This window comes from Streptodolium elevatio, assembly GCF_040649515.1.
GTDB lineage: Bacteria > Actinomycetota > Actinomycetes > Streptomycetales > Streptomycetaceae > Yinghuangia > Yinghuangia elevatio.
This window is the reverse complement of record NZ_JBEZFP010000107.1, coordinates 1-14811: the sequence shown is the minus strand read 5'-3', so window position 1 is coordinate 14811 and position 14811 is coordinate 1. Positions and strand designations below refer to the sequence as shown.

Sequence of the window (14811 nt, the reverse complement as noted above, 5' to 3'; positions counted from 1 at the left end):
CGGATCAGCGGTCCAGACCCGCCAGGACCTCCCGCAATTCCCGGTGCACATCTTCGTACACCTCACCGTGCAGCTCGGTGGGCAGCACGTCCACCTGCGTCAACCGGCGCACCGCCTGGTCCACCGACGCGTCGCCGGACGGCTCCGGGGCGTCCAGCCCGAGCGGGGTCGGCTCGGCGGTCGCGACCTCGGCCTCGATCCCGGCCTCGACCGCGGCTGCGGTCGCGGCCGGGGTTCCGTCGGCGCGCCCGGCCTCGGCTCCGGTCTCGGCTCCAGTCGCGGCCCTGGTCTCGGCCGACACCTGAACGTCCGCCGCCGCGGCGCCGCCGTGTTCCGTCCTCGGCGCAACATCCCACACGTTGTTCACACGCAATCCTTAGCAACCGCATCGGCCCGGGTCCACCTCGCCCGCCCGGGAACCACCGGATCCAGCGTCGTCCAGCGTCGCACCTGCCGCCGCCGCATCGGGTACGCCGGGTGCCGACACGCCCCGCCTCACACGACGCAGAACTCGTTGCCCTCCGGATCGGCCATCACCACGTGGTCCAGCCTGCCGTCCGGCGCATCCTCGCGGAGCACCGTCGCCCCGGCCGCCGTCAACCGCTCGACGGCCGCGACCACGCGCGGCATGCGTTCCTCCCACGGCACCTCCCGGCCACCTCCCGCCTGGATGTCCAGGTGCAGGCGGTTCTTGGCCACCTTCGGTTCGGGGACCTTCAGGAACGAGATGTTCGGACCCACGCCGTCCGGATCGGTGAGGTACGCCCCGTCGTCCCATTCCTCCTCCGGGACGTCGTAGTGCCTCAGCCACCCCTCCCAGTCCGCGAAGCCCGCGGGCGCGGGGCGCGGCGCGTACCCGAGCGCCGCGGCCCAGAACTCCGCCAGCTTCCCGGGCTCCGCGCAGTCGACCGTCAACGTCCACCGAACAGCCACAAACGCCTCCTCCGCCGGGCGGCGGCACCGGACCGCGCCGCCTCTCGCGGCCCAGTCAACGCCATCAGGCGGCGCGAGGCGGGGAGGCGGCGGCGAGGTCCTTGCGGAGGTAGTGGGCGGTGTGCGTGTCGGCGTCCGACAACTCCGCGGGAGTGCCGGCGAACACGACGCTGCCGCCGCGGCGGCCCGCCTCGGGACCGATGTCGATCACCCAGTCGGCGTGCTTGACCACATCGAGGTTGTGCTCGATCACGATCACCGTGTTGCCGGCGTCGACCAGGCGGTCCATCAGCGCAAGCAGTACGTCGACGTCGGCCATGTGCAGGCCGGTCGTCGGCTCGTCGAACACGTACACCTGCCCGGACTCGCCCAGCCGGTCCGCCAGTTTGAGGCGCTGGCGTTCACCGCCGGAGAGGGTGGACAGCGGCTGGCCGAGGGTCAGGTATCCGAGGCCGACGTCCGCCAGCCGGGCCAGCGGGCCCGCGACGCGCGCGTCGCCGCCGCCGATTCCGCCGCCGCCCTCGCCGTTGCCGTTGCCGTTGCCGTTGCCGTTGCCGAAGAACTCGACCGCCTCCTCGACGGTCATGCCGAGAACATCGACGATCGTCCGGCCGCCGAGGGTGTGCCGCAGGGCCTCGTCGCGGAAGCGCGTACCGCCGCAAACCTCGCACACCGTGGTCACCGGGTCCATGAACGCCAGGTCCGTCTGCACGAACCCGCGACCGCGGCAGTTCTCGCACGCGCCCGCCGAGTTGAAGCTGAACAGGGCGGCACTCACGCCGTTCGCCTGGGCGAACTGCTTGCGGACGACGTCCAGCACGCCCGTGTAACTCGCGGGCGTGGAGCGGTTCGAGGAGGCGATCGCCGACTGGTCCACCACCACCGTGTCCGGGTGCTGGTCGACCAGCGCGCCGGTCATCAGCGTGCTTTTGCCCGAGCCCGCGACCCCCGTCACCGCACAAAGCACCCCGGTCGGCACGTCGACGGAGACATCGCGCAGGTTGTGCAGCGAGGCGTCCGTCACCCGCAGCACACCGCGCGGCGTGCGGTACGCCCCCTTCAGCCCCGACACGCTCCCGAGCCGCCGTCCGGTCGGCGTCGCGGCGCCGACCAGCGACCGCGCGGGCCCTTCGTACACGACCTCGCCCCCGTGCCGGCCCGCGCCCGGCCCCATGTCGACGACGTGGTCCGCCAGCGCGATCACGTCGCGGTCGTGCTCGACCACCAGCACCGTGTTGCCCTTGTCACGCAGCTCCAGCATCAGATCGCCCAGCCGGTGCACGTCGCGCGGGTGCAGCCCGACCGTCGGCTCGTCGAAGATGTACGTCACGCCGGTCAGGCTCGACCCCAGGTGCCGCACCGTCTTCAGCCGCTGCCCCTCGCCGCCGGACAACGTCGACGTGGCGCGGTCCAAACTCAGGTAGCCGAGCCCGACCGCCTCGATTCGGCGCAGCCCGGCCAGCGCCTCGGCCGCCACCTCGGCCGCCACCGGCTCGTCGATCCGCGCCAGCAGCGGGATCAGGTCGCCGATCTCCATCGCCGACCAGTCCGCGATGTTGCGACCGTCGATACGCGACGCCAGCGCCGCCGGGTTGAGCCGCGCGCCGCCGCACGCGGGGCACGCCTGCTGCCGCACCACGCGCTCGACCGCGGCCCGCTTGTGGTCGCTGATCGCGTCCTCGCCGCGCTTGAGGTACAGGCGTTCGAAGCGGGTGGCGACGCCCTGGTACTCGTTGCGGTACACCTCGTGGCGGCCCGGGCGGTCCACGGTGAAGCCGCCGCCGTACAGCAGCAGTTCGCGTTCCTCGGGGGTGAACTCGCCGACCGGCTTGTCCGGATCGAACACGCCGGACTGGGCGTACAGCTGCCAGGCGGCGCTGCCGACCTTGAACGCCGGGAAGTCGATGGCACCTTCGTTCAGCGACTTGGTGCGGTCCACCAGCAGGTCGACGTCGAGGCGCATGGTGCGGCCGAGCCCGTCGCACTCGGGGCACATGCCCTGCGGGTCGTTGAACGAGTACGCCGTCGCCAACCCCGCGCTCGGCGTGCCGAACCGCGAGAACAGCACGCGCAGCACCGACTGCATCTCGGTCATCGTGCCGACCGTCGAACGCGAGTTCCCGCCGACCGGGCGCTGGTCGACGACCACGGCCGCGGACAGGTTCGCGATACGGGACGCCTTCGGCCGCTCGCGCTTGCCGAGCCGGTTGCGGACGAACGCCGTGAACGTCTCGTTGAGCTGCCGCTGTGCCTCGGCCGCGATCGTGCCGAACACGACGGACGACTTGCCCGAGCCGGACACGCCGGTGAACACGGTCAGCTGCCCCTTGGGTATGCGCAGCGACACGTCCTTGAGGTTGTGCTCGCGGGCACCCTCCACCACGATCCAGCCGCGCGTGGCGGGGTCGACGGGGGTCTGGCGGTCGTGTCCGCGCTGCTCCGGCGCGCCTTGCCGGGCTCGGGCGCCCTCCTGGCCCTGCCCGTGCCTTCGCTCCTGGCGCTGCCCTTGCTGCTCTTCCCGTACGCGCTCACCCCGTACGCGCGCGTCCTGGCCGCGCTCGCCCCGGCCGCGCCCGGTGGGTCGACCGGTGGTTTCGCGGGTCGGCTGGCGATCCACGGCGTCCTCCCTCGGCTCGCTTGCTTGGCTACTACCTATAGCTAAAACTACAGCCATGCTATTCCGGGCCGGTGACACCGATACGCTGGTCCCGTGAAGGCAAGCGAGGCCGCGACGTCGGCCGGACCCGCGACGGCAGGTCCCGTACCGGTCGGCGACCGGCGGAGCCGCCGCCGCGCCGAGACGCGCGAGGAGATCCTCGACATCGCCCTCGACCTCATGGCCGAGGAGGGCGTCGCGGGGCTCAGCTTGGCCGCGGTGGCCCGCCGCCTGGGCATCCGTCCGCCGTCGCTCTACAAGTACTTCCCGTCGCGGCACGCGGTGTACGACGCCCTGTTCCAGCGCGGCCAGGAGCAGTACCGCGACACCGTCACCAAAGCCGCCGCCCGCGCCCCCGAGCCGGGCCTCGCCGCCATCGGCACGGCGTTCGACGCGGGAGCCCGCTGGATCATGGGCAACCAGACGCTCGCGCAGCTGCTGTTCTGGCGGACCGTCCCCAAGTACGCCCCCACGCCGCAGGCCTACGCCCCGGCACTCCAGATCCGCGACCTCATGCACGGCCTCGTCCTCGCCGCCGTCGAACGCGGCGAGCTCCACCCGGACGCCGCCGGTCCGGCCGGCCTCGACCTGCTGGCGAGCCTCATCACCGGCCCGGTCTCCCAGCAACTGGCCAACGAGCCGGACGTCCCCTTCGAGGAAGGGCGCTACATGCCGCTCGTGGCGAGGCTGCCGGACCTGTTCGCCGCGGCGTACCCGCCGACGGACGCCGCGGCACGCTGAGCCGGCGCCCACGGCCCCGCTCCGTCGCACTCTTCCGCGCATACGACAGCGGGCGGCGGTACGGGGCGTCGCTCGCCCACGTACCGCCGCCCGCGTCGTCCCGCGTGAGGCCGACCGGCCGCAGCGCCCGTGCGCCGACGTCCGACCGTTGCTACTCCTACGAGTCCGCTACTGCGGCGAACCGTCCTGGTCCGTCGGGGGCTTCGGCGGAGCCGCCGGCTTCGGCACCGCCGCCGGCTTCGCCGGTGCCGTCTTCTTGGCGGGTGCCTTCGCCGGGGCCTTCTTCCCGGCGGCGGGCTTGTCGGCCGCGGTCTTGCCCGAAGTGGCCTTGGCGGCAGTGGACTTCGACGCCGTGCTCTTCGCGGGTGCGGTCCGGTCGGGTGCGGTCTTGGCCGGTGTGGTCTTGGCGGGTGCGGTCTTGGCGGGTGTGGTCTTGGCAGGTGTGGTCTTCGCCGGGGCCCGCTTGGCCGCCGCGCGCTTCGCCGCCTTCGCCGGGGTGACCGCCCGGCGCGCGAACGGAGCATCCTCCTCGGGCACCGAAGGCGGCGCCGGGGCGGCCGCCGCCGCACGCGCCGGCTTGCGCACCGGCACACGCTCCTCGTCCGCCCGCTCGTCGTCCGCGACCGGCACGGCCTGCGCCCGGGTCGCCCGCGGCGGAGCCGACACCACGGCCAACCGGTGCTCCAGGTCGGTGATCCGCCGCTCGGCCCGCGCCAAGTCGTCCTCGACGCGCCGCAGGTCGTCCGTCCACGGCCGCAGCCGTCCCATGGCCTTGTCGACCTCGCTGCGCACCACTCCGACGAGCAGGTCCCGGTTCGCCTTGCCGGTCGCGAACAGATCGTCCGCCACCTGCTGCACGTACTGCGGCACGGCCTGCGCCTGCTGCGCCACCTGCGCCGGGACGTGATCGAGGTCCACGCCGCTCTTCTCCACGAGCTGCTTGGCCGCCTCCGTCACCTTCTGCACGGTCATCTCGGTCAGGCCACTCGCAATCTGCAAGTAGCTGCGCAGTGCGTCACGCATGATCCGGCGCCTCCTGGGGCTCCCTCGGGCTGGCGGCGGTACGCGCGGGTCTCGTCCCGCACGAACCCGGGTCGTGACACGCCGCGTTCCGGCGCCCCCGACTCCTGCCGTGGTCTCTCGCAATCGACGCTACCGCGTCCCCGCCCCGCAGACCGCGCGCAGCGGGCCGATCGGGGACATCAGGGACAAGGGATAGGTCACCCCGAACCCGGGGTACGGTCTGGCAGCGGGCCGGGACCGGAAGGGGACACTCCACATATGGCGACCGTCGAGGAATGCCGCATCGCACTCGAACAACTCTCCGCCAAGCTCGGCGGCGCCGACGGCGACCTCGGCCGCGCAGCCCGGCTGGACCGCAGCCTCAGCTGCCGCATCACCGACCTGGACACCACCTTCACCGGCCGCCTGCACGACGCCGCGCTGCACGACATCACCACCGAACCCGCCCGCGACAAGGCCCAGATCCGCCTGGAGACGTCGAGCGACGACCTCGTCGCCCTCGTCAACGGCAACCTCAACTTCGCCTCCGCCTGGGCGCGCGGCCGCGTCAAGCTGGAAGCGTCCTTCAAGGACCTGCTGACCCTCCGCAAACTCGTCTGACGGCGACCCACCCGCCCCGGCAGTCACCGCCCTGCGGTTACAGCCCCAGGGCGGCGAGCGTTTTGGCGGCGTGGGAGAGGTCCACGCCGGTGGCTTCGGAGGACTTGGGCGCGTCGTCGGCGTCGTCGGAGGCGGTGTCAGAAGCAGCGTCAGAAGCAGCTTCCGGGGTGGCGTCGGAGGCGGCCCAGACGGCTGCGCAGGCGGCGCGGAGGGCGTCGTACGGCTCGCCGTCGCCCTCCAGCACCAGGCGGCCGCCGTCGACCCGCGCCGTGCAGTCGCCGCAGACCCAGGCGCCGTCCCCGTCCTCGGCCTCGGTCGGGCGGGGCAACTCGGCCAGCAGCGCCCGCAGATCGGCCGCCACGTACGTCGGACGCATACGCGGCGACGCGGCCAGCAACTGCGGCACGTCGGTCACGCCGGTCATCACCAGCAGGCTGTCCACGCCCCCGTTCACCGCGCCCTCGATGTCGGTGTCCAGGCGGTCCCCCACCACCAGCGGGCGCTTCGCCTTCGTACGCAGCATCGACTCGCGGTGCAGCGGCAGTTCCGGCTTCCCGGCCGCGACCGGCTCGACGCCCGTGGCCGCACGCACAACCCCCACCAGCGCGCCGTTGCCGGGTGCGATGCCGCGCTCGGTCGGGATCGTCAGGTCGAGGTTGGAGGCGATCCACGGCAATCCGGCGCCCACCGCGTACGACGCCTCCGCCAGCAGCGCCCAGTCCACCGTCGGCGCGAAGCCCTGCACCACCGCCACCGGATCGTCCTGCGCCGAGGACACCGGTTCGAGGCCCCGCTCGCGCAACGCCGCGACCAGCCCCTCACCGCCCACCGCCAGCACCGCCGACCCGGCCGGGAACCGCTCCGCCACCAGGCGCGCCGCGGCCTGCGCGGACGTCACCACGTCGGACGGGTCGGCCGGCACCCCGATCTCGGTCAGGTGCGCGGCGACGGCCTCCGGCGTGCGCGACGCGTTGTTGGTGACGTACGCCAGCGCCATCCCCATCCCGCGCGCCCGTTCGAGCGCCTCAGGAGCGTGCGGCACCGCCTTCTGCCCCGTGTAGACGACGCCGTCGAGGTCCAGGAGCGCGACGTCGTACGCCTCCGCAGGCACCTGCGCCCCCTTGCCGCCGCCCTTGCGGCCCCCGGCATCAGCCGACCCGCCGCCCGTCGCTCCCGCGCCGCCCTCCACCGCCACCCCACCGCTCACGCCGACCGTCCTCCCGCATCGCCCACGTCGCCGACTCCACCCACACCACCCGCTCCGCCCATACCGTCCTTGCCCGGGGAGCCGCCGCGCTTGCGCGCGCCCTCGCCCTCCCGCGCACGCAGCGTCGCCCGCGCCTGGGTCAGCGCCACACGGTAGTGCTTGGTCCCAGGGCGCATCGCGACCGCCAGCGCCAAATGCTCCACCGCGGTCTCGAAGTCACCCACCCGGGCCGCCGACAGCCCCCACCCGAACTGCGCGTAGTCGTCCGCCGGATCCGACTCCGCGACCACCCGGAACTCGCGCAGCGCCTCGGCGTGCCGGCCCGCGTCGAACAGCGCGCGGGCCAGCGCCTCACGTACGCTCCGCGACTCCGGCGCCACCCCCGCCGCCCGGGCCAGCAACTGGGCCGCCGCCGCGGGGTGACCCGAATCGAGCAGGTCCAGGCCACGGCGGTACCAGTCGTACACATCCCCCTGCGGAGCCCCTCCCCCGGACGGCGAATCCGGGCCGCCGCGCGACTCGCCCGCCCCGCCCCCGAACTGCTCCTGCGGCCCACCCGTCATCGTCCGCTCCCGTCCGTCGCGCCCGACGCCGCCGGGGCGGCCGCGCGGTCAGCGACCCCCGCGCGACAACCCGACCCGCGGCCGCCGGGGAACCCGGCGCTCCCGCGCGATCATGGACGTAGCATGCCCGTCATGGACCACGCCGACACGAACGGGCTTGATCTCGCGCCATTCCGAGGGCTGCGCTACGACCCCGCGAAGGTCGGCGACCTCGCGCTCGTCACCTCGCCTCCGTACGACGTGATCGAGCCCGGCGGAATCGGTCTCCTCGAGGACGCCGAGCCGCACAACATCGTGCGCATCGTCCTGCCGCGCGCGGACGCGTGCGGCGCCGAGGGCCCGTACGCCCACGCCGGGGTGACCCTGCGCACCTGGCTCGGGGAAGGCATCCTGCGCCCCGACCCCGAACCCGCGCTGTACGTCTACGAGCAGATCACCGCCACCGCTCACCAGCGCGGCCTGATCGGCGCCCTCGCGCTCGGCAACGGGCGGGGCGGCAACCCGGCCGTCCTGCCGCACGAGGACGTGATGCCCGGCCCCGTCGCCGACCGCACCGAGCTGATGCGCGCCACGCAGGCGAACCCGGAGCCGATCCTGCTCGCGTACACCGGCGACGGCCCCGCCTCGGACGCGGTCGACCGCGCCGCGACCGCCGGGCGGCCGCTGCTGGAAACGCGCACGCCCGACGGCACCGAGCACCGCCTGTGGGCCGTCACCGACCCCGCCGAACTCGCACGCATCGCGGCGGACCTGGCGACCCGTCAGGCGCTGATCGCGGACGGCCACCACCGCTGGGCGGGCTACCGCCGCCTCCGCGACGACGCGCACGCGTCCGGGCTGGGTGCCGGGGCCTGGGACCGCGGCCTCGTGCTGCTCGTCGACACGGCCCGCTACCCCCTCCAGGTCGGCGCGATCCACCGCGTGCTGCCCGGCCTGTCCGTGCCGCGCGTACTCGACGAACTGCGGTCCCACGGCCCGGCGGGCTCCGGGGCGTTCCTGTCCCGCCGCGTCGAGGACCCGTGGCCGTCGGTGCTGTGGACGCTCGAACGCGCGGAGGGGCCGGCGTACCTCCTGACCGGCGACGGCACGTTCCACCTGCTCACCGACCCGGACCCGGAACTGCTCCACCAGGCCGTCCGGTACGACCGCCCGGCGGCGTGGCGCTCCCTCGACGCGACGATCCTGCACGCCGCACTGCTCGACCACGTCTGGCGGGTCCCCGACGACCCGGCGCACATCACGTACCACCACGACGCCGTGGCGGCCATACGGGAGGCGCAGCGCACCGGCGGCAGCGCGCTCATCCTCCGCCCGACGAGCGAGAGCGTCGTACGCGAACTCGCCCAGCAGTCGGTACGCATGCCCCGCAAGTCCACGTCGTTCGGCCCCAAGCCCGCCACCGGCCTGGTCCTGCGCAGCCTGTCGCTGGACTGAGCCGACCGGGACGGGTGGCGGGGCCGGCAGATCAGCGTGCCGCCAAGTCAGCGTGCCGCCAGGTAGATCCCGCCGGCGAGCAGGACCAGGGCGGCGGCAAGGAGAACGGCGCCGAAGCGCACGATGTCCGGCTCCGGGTCCGAGTGCGCCCCGCGCCTCGTCCTCGCCATGGCTGGACGCTATTGCAGACGATCGCCGCCGTGCGGCGACCTCGCACTCGGCTGACGCCCAATCAGTCAGGGCTAGTTATCATAGTGAACTAGATGGGTGCCCGGGGAACGTCTCGTCATGATCGACAGGGTTGCCGCCGGGGCCCCGGCGCGGGCGCCGAACCCCGGAGCCCGGCTGAACGCTCGAACGCGACCTGGCGGCCATCCGCCTGCCGAACGCCCTTGAGCCCGGCCCGGCGGCCACCCGAATTCCGATCATGATTCCGACCATGCGCGCCGCATTTCCGGGGTCGAGCTGCCGGTGCCACGCCTCCGAACGGGAATTCCTCCTTCCGCGATCTTCGACTTCGGCAGCCGAAACGTTCCGACCCCGCAAAAACACCAACTCTGTTGCCCAGTCGTGGAAAAACCGTGGTGCGCCCGCGTCGTCGAAGGGGCATCTTTGATGAGATAGGAAGTGGCAGCGGCCGCGCGGGGGTACGCCGGCCGATGTGGGGGGAGTCCCGAAGTGTCTGTCTTCCCGTATCCCGGCATGCCTTCCGACAGAGGGCCAGAGTACGCATCCGAGCGGCCGCGATCCGCCCGGTCGACGAAAAACCCGGCAGGATTTCCGACGCGAGTGCCGACGCCGCAGCCGCGGCCACGGAGCACCCGTCCGCCGACAGTTCTCGGGGCCCTGGTGGCCGTCGTCGCGGCGCTCGCGATGACGGTGTCCGGCTGCGGCCCCCTCCTGGCGCAGGGCGCGAAGAAGCTCGTCCCGGTCGTCGCCGAGGCGCTTCTCGTGGCCGGGGCCGACGCGTTCCTGGCGCACGCCACCGCTCAGGACCGCACCGATGTGACCCCGGTGGGCAAGGGCGGCTCCCACGAGGGCGACGAAGTCGGCCTCTACGGCGGTTCGTTGAAGGCCAGTGTCTGCGACAAGAAGCAGCTCATCGCCTTTCTGACCGCCCCGGCCAATGCCAAGAAGGCCGCCGAGTGGGCGCGGGTCATGGGCATCCAGGTCGACGAAATCCCGAAATTCATCAACGCCCTGACCCCGGTGACGCTGCGATTCGACACCCTGGTCAAGAACCACCGGTTCACCAAGGGCAAGGCGGACGCGTACGAGTCGCTGCTGCCCGCCGGAATGGCCGTCCTCGTACGGGCGAACGGCCTGCCCGCGGTGAAATGCAACTGCGGCAATCCGCTGGGCGCCAGTAAGGCGAAGATCGAGAACATCGACGTCAAGATCAACGACCCCGGCTGGAAAGGCCGTTACCGCCCCGACAAGGTCCGCAAGGTCAAGCCGGTCAAGGACGAGGTCGCGACGTTCAAGCTCACGAACCTCGACGTCGCCGACGACACCAGCATCGAGCGGCCCCAGGGCAGCGCGGGCGACGCGGACCGGGCCGGCGCGAAGATCGTCCCGGAACCCGACCTGATGCTCTCCGTGGCCGAGGTCGTCCCGGGAGCGGAGTACGAGGCCACGGCATCGAACTTCCGCCCAGGCGAGACCGTCAACTTCGGCCCGAAGGACGCGAAGGACACGAAGAACAAGCCGTACGCCGTGGCCACCGCCGACAAGAACGGCACGGCCACCGCGACGATCACCACAGACGCCGACGCCAAGACCGGCGAGAAGACCGTCTACGCACACGGCTCCCAGAGCGGCCTGACCGCGAGCGCCGAACTGACCGTCGCCAAGCCGGAGGACGTCGAACCCGTCCCGAGCGGCAGCGGCGGCACCCCCGGCGGACCCCAACTCGCCCTCGCGCCCACGACGGTCGCGGACGGCGGCACGTTCACCGCAAAGGCGACCGGCTTCGAACCCGGCGAGAACGTGCTGTTCACGCGTACCGGAGACGAACCCGCCAAGCTGGGCCAGACCGAAGCGGACGACACCGGTACCGCGACACTCAAGCTCACCGAGGACCAGGGGCCGGGGACGTACAGCCTCCAGGCGAAGGGCGCCGACAGTGGCGCCGCCGCAAACGCCACGCTGACGGTCACCGCGGACGGCTCGTCGCCCAGCGCCCCGGCGCCCACCGCCAAGATGACCCTGCGCCCGGCGACCGTCGCGGTCGGCGGCGACGTCGACATCGTGCTGACCGGGTTCAAGGCCGACGAGGACATCGAGGTCACCCGCACCGGCGTCTCGGCAGGCACCGTGGCACTGGCGACGGCGGACTCCTCCGGGAAGGTCACGGTGACCGAGTACGCCGGCGACACCTCCGGCACGTCGACCGTCAAGGCGCGAGGCGTGAGCAGCGGACGCGAGGCAACGGCCAAGCTGACCGTGACCAGTGGCGCCGGGACCTCGACCTGACGGACGGACAGATCCCTGCGGGGGTCCCTGTGGGGACGCACAAAAGCGAGTGGCCCGGCACCGGGAAATCCGGTGCCGGGCCACTCGCCCGTCTATCGGCTGAGCCGACGACGTGTCGTGCGTCGGGCGTCAGTCGCGCTTGTCGGCGTCGTCGTCCGCCTCGGAGTCGGAGTCGGACGGGGCTTCGTCGTCCTCGTCATCGTCCTCGTCGTCTTCTTCGTTGTTTTCTTCGTTGTCGTCTTCGTCGTCCCGCTCGACATCGTCGGCGTCAACGTCCACGACGTCGTCGGGTTCCAGATCGTCGTCGTCATCGAGGTCGTCGTCGGCGAAGACGTCGATCTCGCCCTCGTCCTCGCCCTCGTCGCGGACGTCATCCGCGGCAGGACGGTTGTCGCGGCGGGCGCCCTCGCGGTCACCGCGCGACGACTCGATCTCGTCAATCTCCTCGTCGATGTCGTCGAGTTCGGGGTCGTACGCGTCGACGAACTCCAGGCCGTCCAACTCCGCGAGCCGCTGCGCGGCTCCCGTCGAGCCGTCCGCGTCCGCGTCCGACGCACGTGCGAACCACTCGCGTGCCTCGTCCTCACGCCCGACCTCGAGGAGCGCGTCGGCGTACGCGTACCGCAGCCGCGCCGTCCACTCCTTCGTGCCCTGAGCGTTCAGCTCGGGCACCTGGAGCGTGACGACGGCCGCATCGAGCTGGCCCATGTCGCGGCGCGCGCCGGCGGCCACGATGCGCAGCTCGATCTGGGCGGCCTTGTCGAGCTCCTTGACCTCAGGCGCGCCGGCCATTTGCAGCGCACGCTCGGGACGCCCGAGCCCGCGCTCGCAGTCGGCCATGACCGCCCAGTGCTCCGCCGAACCCGTCATACGCCGGGCAGCCCGCAGCTCGGACAGCGCCTCGGTGTAGCGGCCCGTCATGTACGCGGCGATCCCCGCCGCCTCACGCACCGCCGCAACCCGCGACGCCAGCCGCAGGGCCACACGCGAGTACAGGTACGCCTGTTCGGGGTCCTCGTCCACCAGGCGCCCGGTCATCACGAGGTTCTTCGCGACGTCGTCGGCAAGCGTCTTCGGGAGGCTCATCAACTCGCGGCGTGCCGCGGAGTCGAGCTCCTCACCGGTGACGTCCGCCGGGATCGGCAGCCGGTCGATGGGCGAGTGGTCGCCACGGCGCTCGCGCTCGTCGTGCTGGAACGGACGGCGGTTCCCGCGGTCGCCACGGTCGTTGCGGTCGCCACGGTCACGGTCGCCGTACGACGGACGACGGTCGCGGTCCCCGCCCCGGTCACCGTAGGAGGGACGACGGTCGTCACGCGGCTGGAACGTACGACGCTCTCCCCCACGGTCGTCACGATCCCGGTTGAACGAGCGACGCTCACCGCCGCCGGCGCCGCCGCCCTGGCGGTCGCGGTCCCCGTAGGAGGGACGCCGATCCCGATCCGGGCCGCGGTCGCCGTACGAGGGACGGCGGTCGCGGTCGCCACCACGCTCTGCTCCCCGGTCAGCTCCCCGGTCGGCACCGCGGTCGCCGTAAGACGGACGGCGGTCGTCACGCTGCTGGAACGGGCGCCGATCGTCGCGGCCACCCGACTGTCCCTGGCGGTCGCCGCGGTCACGGTCGCCGTAGGACGGACGCCGGTCGCGGTCCCCACCCCGGTCACCGTAAGAGGGACGACGGTCGTCACGCGGCTGGAACGTACGACGCTCTCCCCCACGGTCGTCACGATCCCGACTGAAGGAACGGCGCTCGCCGCCACCCTGGCTGCCGCCCTGGGCGCCGCGGTCGCGGTCGCCGTAGGACGACGGGCGTCGGTCGTCGCGCGGCGGGTACGAGCGGCGCTCGCCACCACCACTGCCACCGCCCTGACGGTCCCGATCCCCGTACGACGGACGACGGTCACGATCCCCGCCGCGGTCGCCGTACGACGGACGCCGGTCGCGGTCACGGTCGCCACCTCGCTGCGGTCCCCGGTCGGCTCCCCGGTCGGCGCCGCGGTCGCCAAAGGACGGGCGGCGGTCGTCACGCTGCTGGAACGTACGGCGCTCGCCACCACGGTCGTCGCGGTTGTCCCGCTGGAAAGGACGGCCTTCGCGGCCTCCCCGGCCCTCGGCGCCGCTGCCGCCGCCCTGGCTGCCGCGGTCGCGGTCGCCGTAGGACGACGGGCGTCGGTCGTCGCGCGGCGGGTACGAGCGGCGCTCGCCACCACCACTGCCACCGCCCTGACGGTCCCGATCCCCGTACGACGGACGACGGTCACGATCCGGGGCACGGTCGCCGTAGGACGGACGCCTGTCGCGGTCCCCGCCCCGGTCACCGTAAGAGGGACGACGGTCGTCACGCGGCTGGAACGTACGACGCTCGCCACCGCGGTCGTCACGATCCCGGTTGAACGAGCGACGCTCACCGCCGCCGGCGCCGCCGCTTCCGCCCGGAGCACCCTGACGGCCGCGGTCGCGATCGCCGAAGGACGGGCGGCGGTCGTCACGCCCACCACGGTCGTCGCGGTCGCGGTTGTAAGGCGGACGCCGGTCCCCGCCATCGCGGTTGAAGGGCGGGCGACGGTCGCCACCGCCGCCACTGCCGCCACCTTCACGGTTGTACGGAGGACGTCGGTCGCCGCCGCCGTCACGCTGACCATAGGAGGGACGCCGGTCGTCACGTCCGCCGGCACTGCCGCCGCGGTCGTCGCGCGGCTGGTACGGACGACGCTCGCCGCCTTCGCGCGAACCACCGCCGTCGTTGCGGAACGGCCGGCGGTCGCCACCGCCTCCGGATCCACCACCCGAGAATCGTCCGCCGCCACCAGGTCCGCGCCGACCGGCACCCCCCGAGTTCTGCGAACCACCGGAACGGCGATGCGGTCGCCCCTCAGAGGGATTGGACATGGGTTTGACTCCTCGGATCATCGAACGGGCGTGGCCGTCACCACGGCCGCGACTCCCATTGTCCCGCACCGGAAGAGGCCCGGCGCACCAGGCGTGCTGACGCTGTCGCCGGTGGGAATTCCTACGGGACTGAAAAAGATCTGCAAACGCAATTAAGGGGTTCCACCGAGCGGTGGAACCCCTTAATTGTAAGTAAATTCCGGCGGCGTCCTACTCTCCCACACCCCTTCGAGTGCAGTACCATCGGCGCTGAAGAGCTTAGCTTCCGGGTTCGGAATGGGACCGGGCGT

At 72.6% G+C, this 14811-nt stretch carries 13 protein-coding genes and 1 rRNA gene; 5 read left to right on the top strand and 9 right to left on the bottom strand.

What is annotated here, in order from left to right:
* Nucleotides 1-4 precede the first annotated feature (4 nt).
* From AB0C36_RS31380 to AB0C36_RS31370, 3 genes are all read right to left on the bottom strand, one after another.
* Entirely contained in the window at nt 5-367 is a 363-nt protein-coding gene (locus AB0C36_RS31380) for a hypothetical protein (protein ID WP_358360717.1), read from the bottom strand.
* A gap of 128 nt (nt 368-495) precedes the next feature.
* The gene (locus AB0C36_RS31375) at nt 496-933 is read right to left on the bottom strand and encodes a VOC family protein (protein WP_358360715.1); all 438 of its coding nucleotides are present in this window, start codon (nt 931-933) and stop codon (nt 496-498) included.
* A 64-nt stretch (nt 934-997) separates the two neighbouring features.
* Complete coding sequence (locus AB0C36_RS31370) at nt 998-3316, bottom strand: ATP-binding cassette domain-containing protein (protein WP_358360750.1); 2319 nt, start codon at nt 3314-3316, stop codon at nt 998-1000.
* Between the two features lie 327 nt (nt 3317-3643).
* On the opposite strand from AB0C36_RS31370, the gene AB0C36_RS31365 reads away from it, so the two are divergent.
* Complete coding sequence (locus tag AB0C36_RS31365) at nt 3644-4330, top strand: TetR/AcrR family transcriptional regulator (protein ID WP_358360712.1); 687 nt, start codon at nt 3644-3646, stop codon at nt 4328-4330.
* 168 nt (nt 4331-4498) lie between these two features.
* Here the strand turns inward: AB0C36_RS31365 and AB0C36_RS31360 are convergent, their stop codons facing one another.
* Nucleotides 4499-5353, bottom strand: a complete 855-nt coding sequence (locus AB0C36_RS31360; RefSeq protein ID WP_358360709.1) for a hypothetical protein — start codon at nt 5351-5353, stop codon at nt 4499-4501.
* Between the two features lie 258 nt (nt 5354-5611).
* On the opposite strand from AB0C36_RS31360, the gene AB0C36_RS31355 reads away from it, so the two are divergent.
* Nucleotides 5612-5953, top strand: a complete 342-nt coding sequence (locus AB0C36_RS31355; RefSeq protein WP_358360706.1) for an alkyl sulfatase C-terminal domain-containing protein — start codon at nt 5612-5614, stop codon at nt 5951-5953.
* Nucleotides 5954-5990: 37 nt separating this feature from the next.
* Here AB0C36_RS31355 and AB0C36_RS31350 read toward each other — a convergent pair whose 3' ends face one another.
* Both AB0C36_RS31350 and AB0C36_RS31345 read right to left on the bottom strand, forming a co-directional pair.
* Nucleotides 5991-7064, bottom strand: a complete 1074-nt coding sequence (locus tag AB0C36_RS31350; protein WP_358360746.1) for an HAD-IIA family hydrolase — start codon at nt 7062-7064, stop codon at nt 5991-5993.
* Nucleotides 7065-7156: 92 nt separating this feature from the next.
* Nucleotides 7157-7723, bottom strand: coding sequence for a tetratricopeptide repeat protein (locus tag AB0C36_RS31345; RefSeq protein WP_358360704.1), 567 nt, complete (start codon nt 7721-7723; stop codon nt 7157-7159).
* A gap of 132 nt (nt 7724-7855) precedes the next feature.
* Here AB0C36_RS31345 and AB0C36_RS31340 point away from each other — a divergent pair, with 132 nt between their 5' ends.
* Nucleotides 7856-9157, top strand: coding sequence for a DUF1015 family protein (locus AB0C36_RS31340; RefSeq protein ID WP_358360702.1), 1302 nt, complete (start codon nt 7856-7858; stop codon nt 9155-9157).
* A gap of 47 nt (nt 9158-9204) precedes the next feature.
* Here the strand turns inward: AB0C36_RS31340 and AB0C36_RS31335 are convergent, their stop codons facing one another.
* Nucleotides 9205-9327, bottom strand: coding sequence for a hypothetical protein (locus AB0C36_RS31335; RefSeq protein WP_358360699.1), 123 nt, complete (start codon nt 9325-9327; stop codon nt 9205-9207).
* 679 nt (nt 9328-10006) lie between these two features.
* Here AB0C36_RS31335 and AB0C36_RS31330 point away from each other — a divergent pair.
* A complete protein-coding gene (locus tag AB0C36_RS31330) occupies nt 10007-11632 on the top strand; it encodes a DUF6777 domain-containing protein (RefSeq protein ID WP_358360697.1) in 1626 nt (541 codons plus the stop codon).
* Between the two features lie 129 nt (nt 11633-11761).
* Here AB0C36_RS31330 and AB0C36_RS31325 read toward each other — a convergent pair whose 3' ends face one another.
* Nucleotides 11762-12718 carry a tetratricopeptide repeat protein gene (locus tag AB0C36_RS31325; protein WP_358360695.1) on the bottom strand — a complete coding sequence of 319 codons (957 nt, stop codon included), beginning with the start codon at nt 12716-12718 and terminating at the stop codon, nt 11762-11764.
* A gap of 75 nt (nt 12719-12793) precedes the next feature.
* On the opposite strand from AB0C36_RS31325, the gene AB0C36_RS31320 reads away from it, so the two are divergent.
* Nucleotides 12794-14677: a hypothetical protein gene (locus AB0C36_RS31320; RefSeq protein WP_358360693.1), complete on the top strand. Its 1884-nt coding sequence runs from the start codon at nt 12794-12796 to the stop codon at nt 14675-14677.
* Nucleotides 14678-14718: 41 nt separating this feature from the next.
* Here AB0C36_RS31320 and rrf read toward each other — a convergent pair.
* Nucleotides 14719-14811 (bottom strand): 5S ribosomal RNA (rrf, locus tag AB0C36_RS31315); the annotation flags it as partial.

Coding starts and splice junctions, on each gene's coding strand:
- AB0C36_RS31360 (WP_358360709.1), bottom strand. CDS start 5,353: ATGCGTGACGCACTGCGCAGCTACTTGCAGATTGCGAGTGGCCTGACC.
- AB0C36_RS31355 (WP_358360706.1), top strand. CDS start 5,612: ATGGCGACCGTCGAGGAATGCCGCATCGCACTCGAACAACTCTCCGCC.
- AB0C36_RS31345 (WP_358360704.1), bottom strand. CDS start 7,723: ATGACGGGTGGGCCGCAGGAGCAGTTCGGGGGCGGGGCGGGCGAGTCG.
- AB0C36_RS31340 (WP_358360702.1), top strand. CDS start 7,856: ATGGACCACGCCGACACGAACGGGCTTGATCTCGCGCCATTCCGAGGG.
- AB0C36_RS31335 (WP_358360699.1), bottom strand. CDS start 9,327: ATGGCGAGGACGAGGCGCGGGGCGCACTCGGACCCGGAGCCGGACATC.
- AB0C36_RS31325 (WP_358360695.1), bottom strand. CDS start 12,718: ATGAGCCTCCCGAAGACGCTTGCCGACGACGTCGCGAAGAACCTCGTG.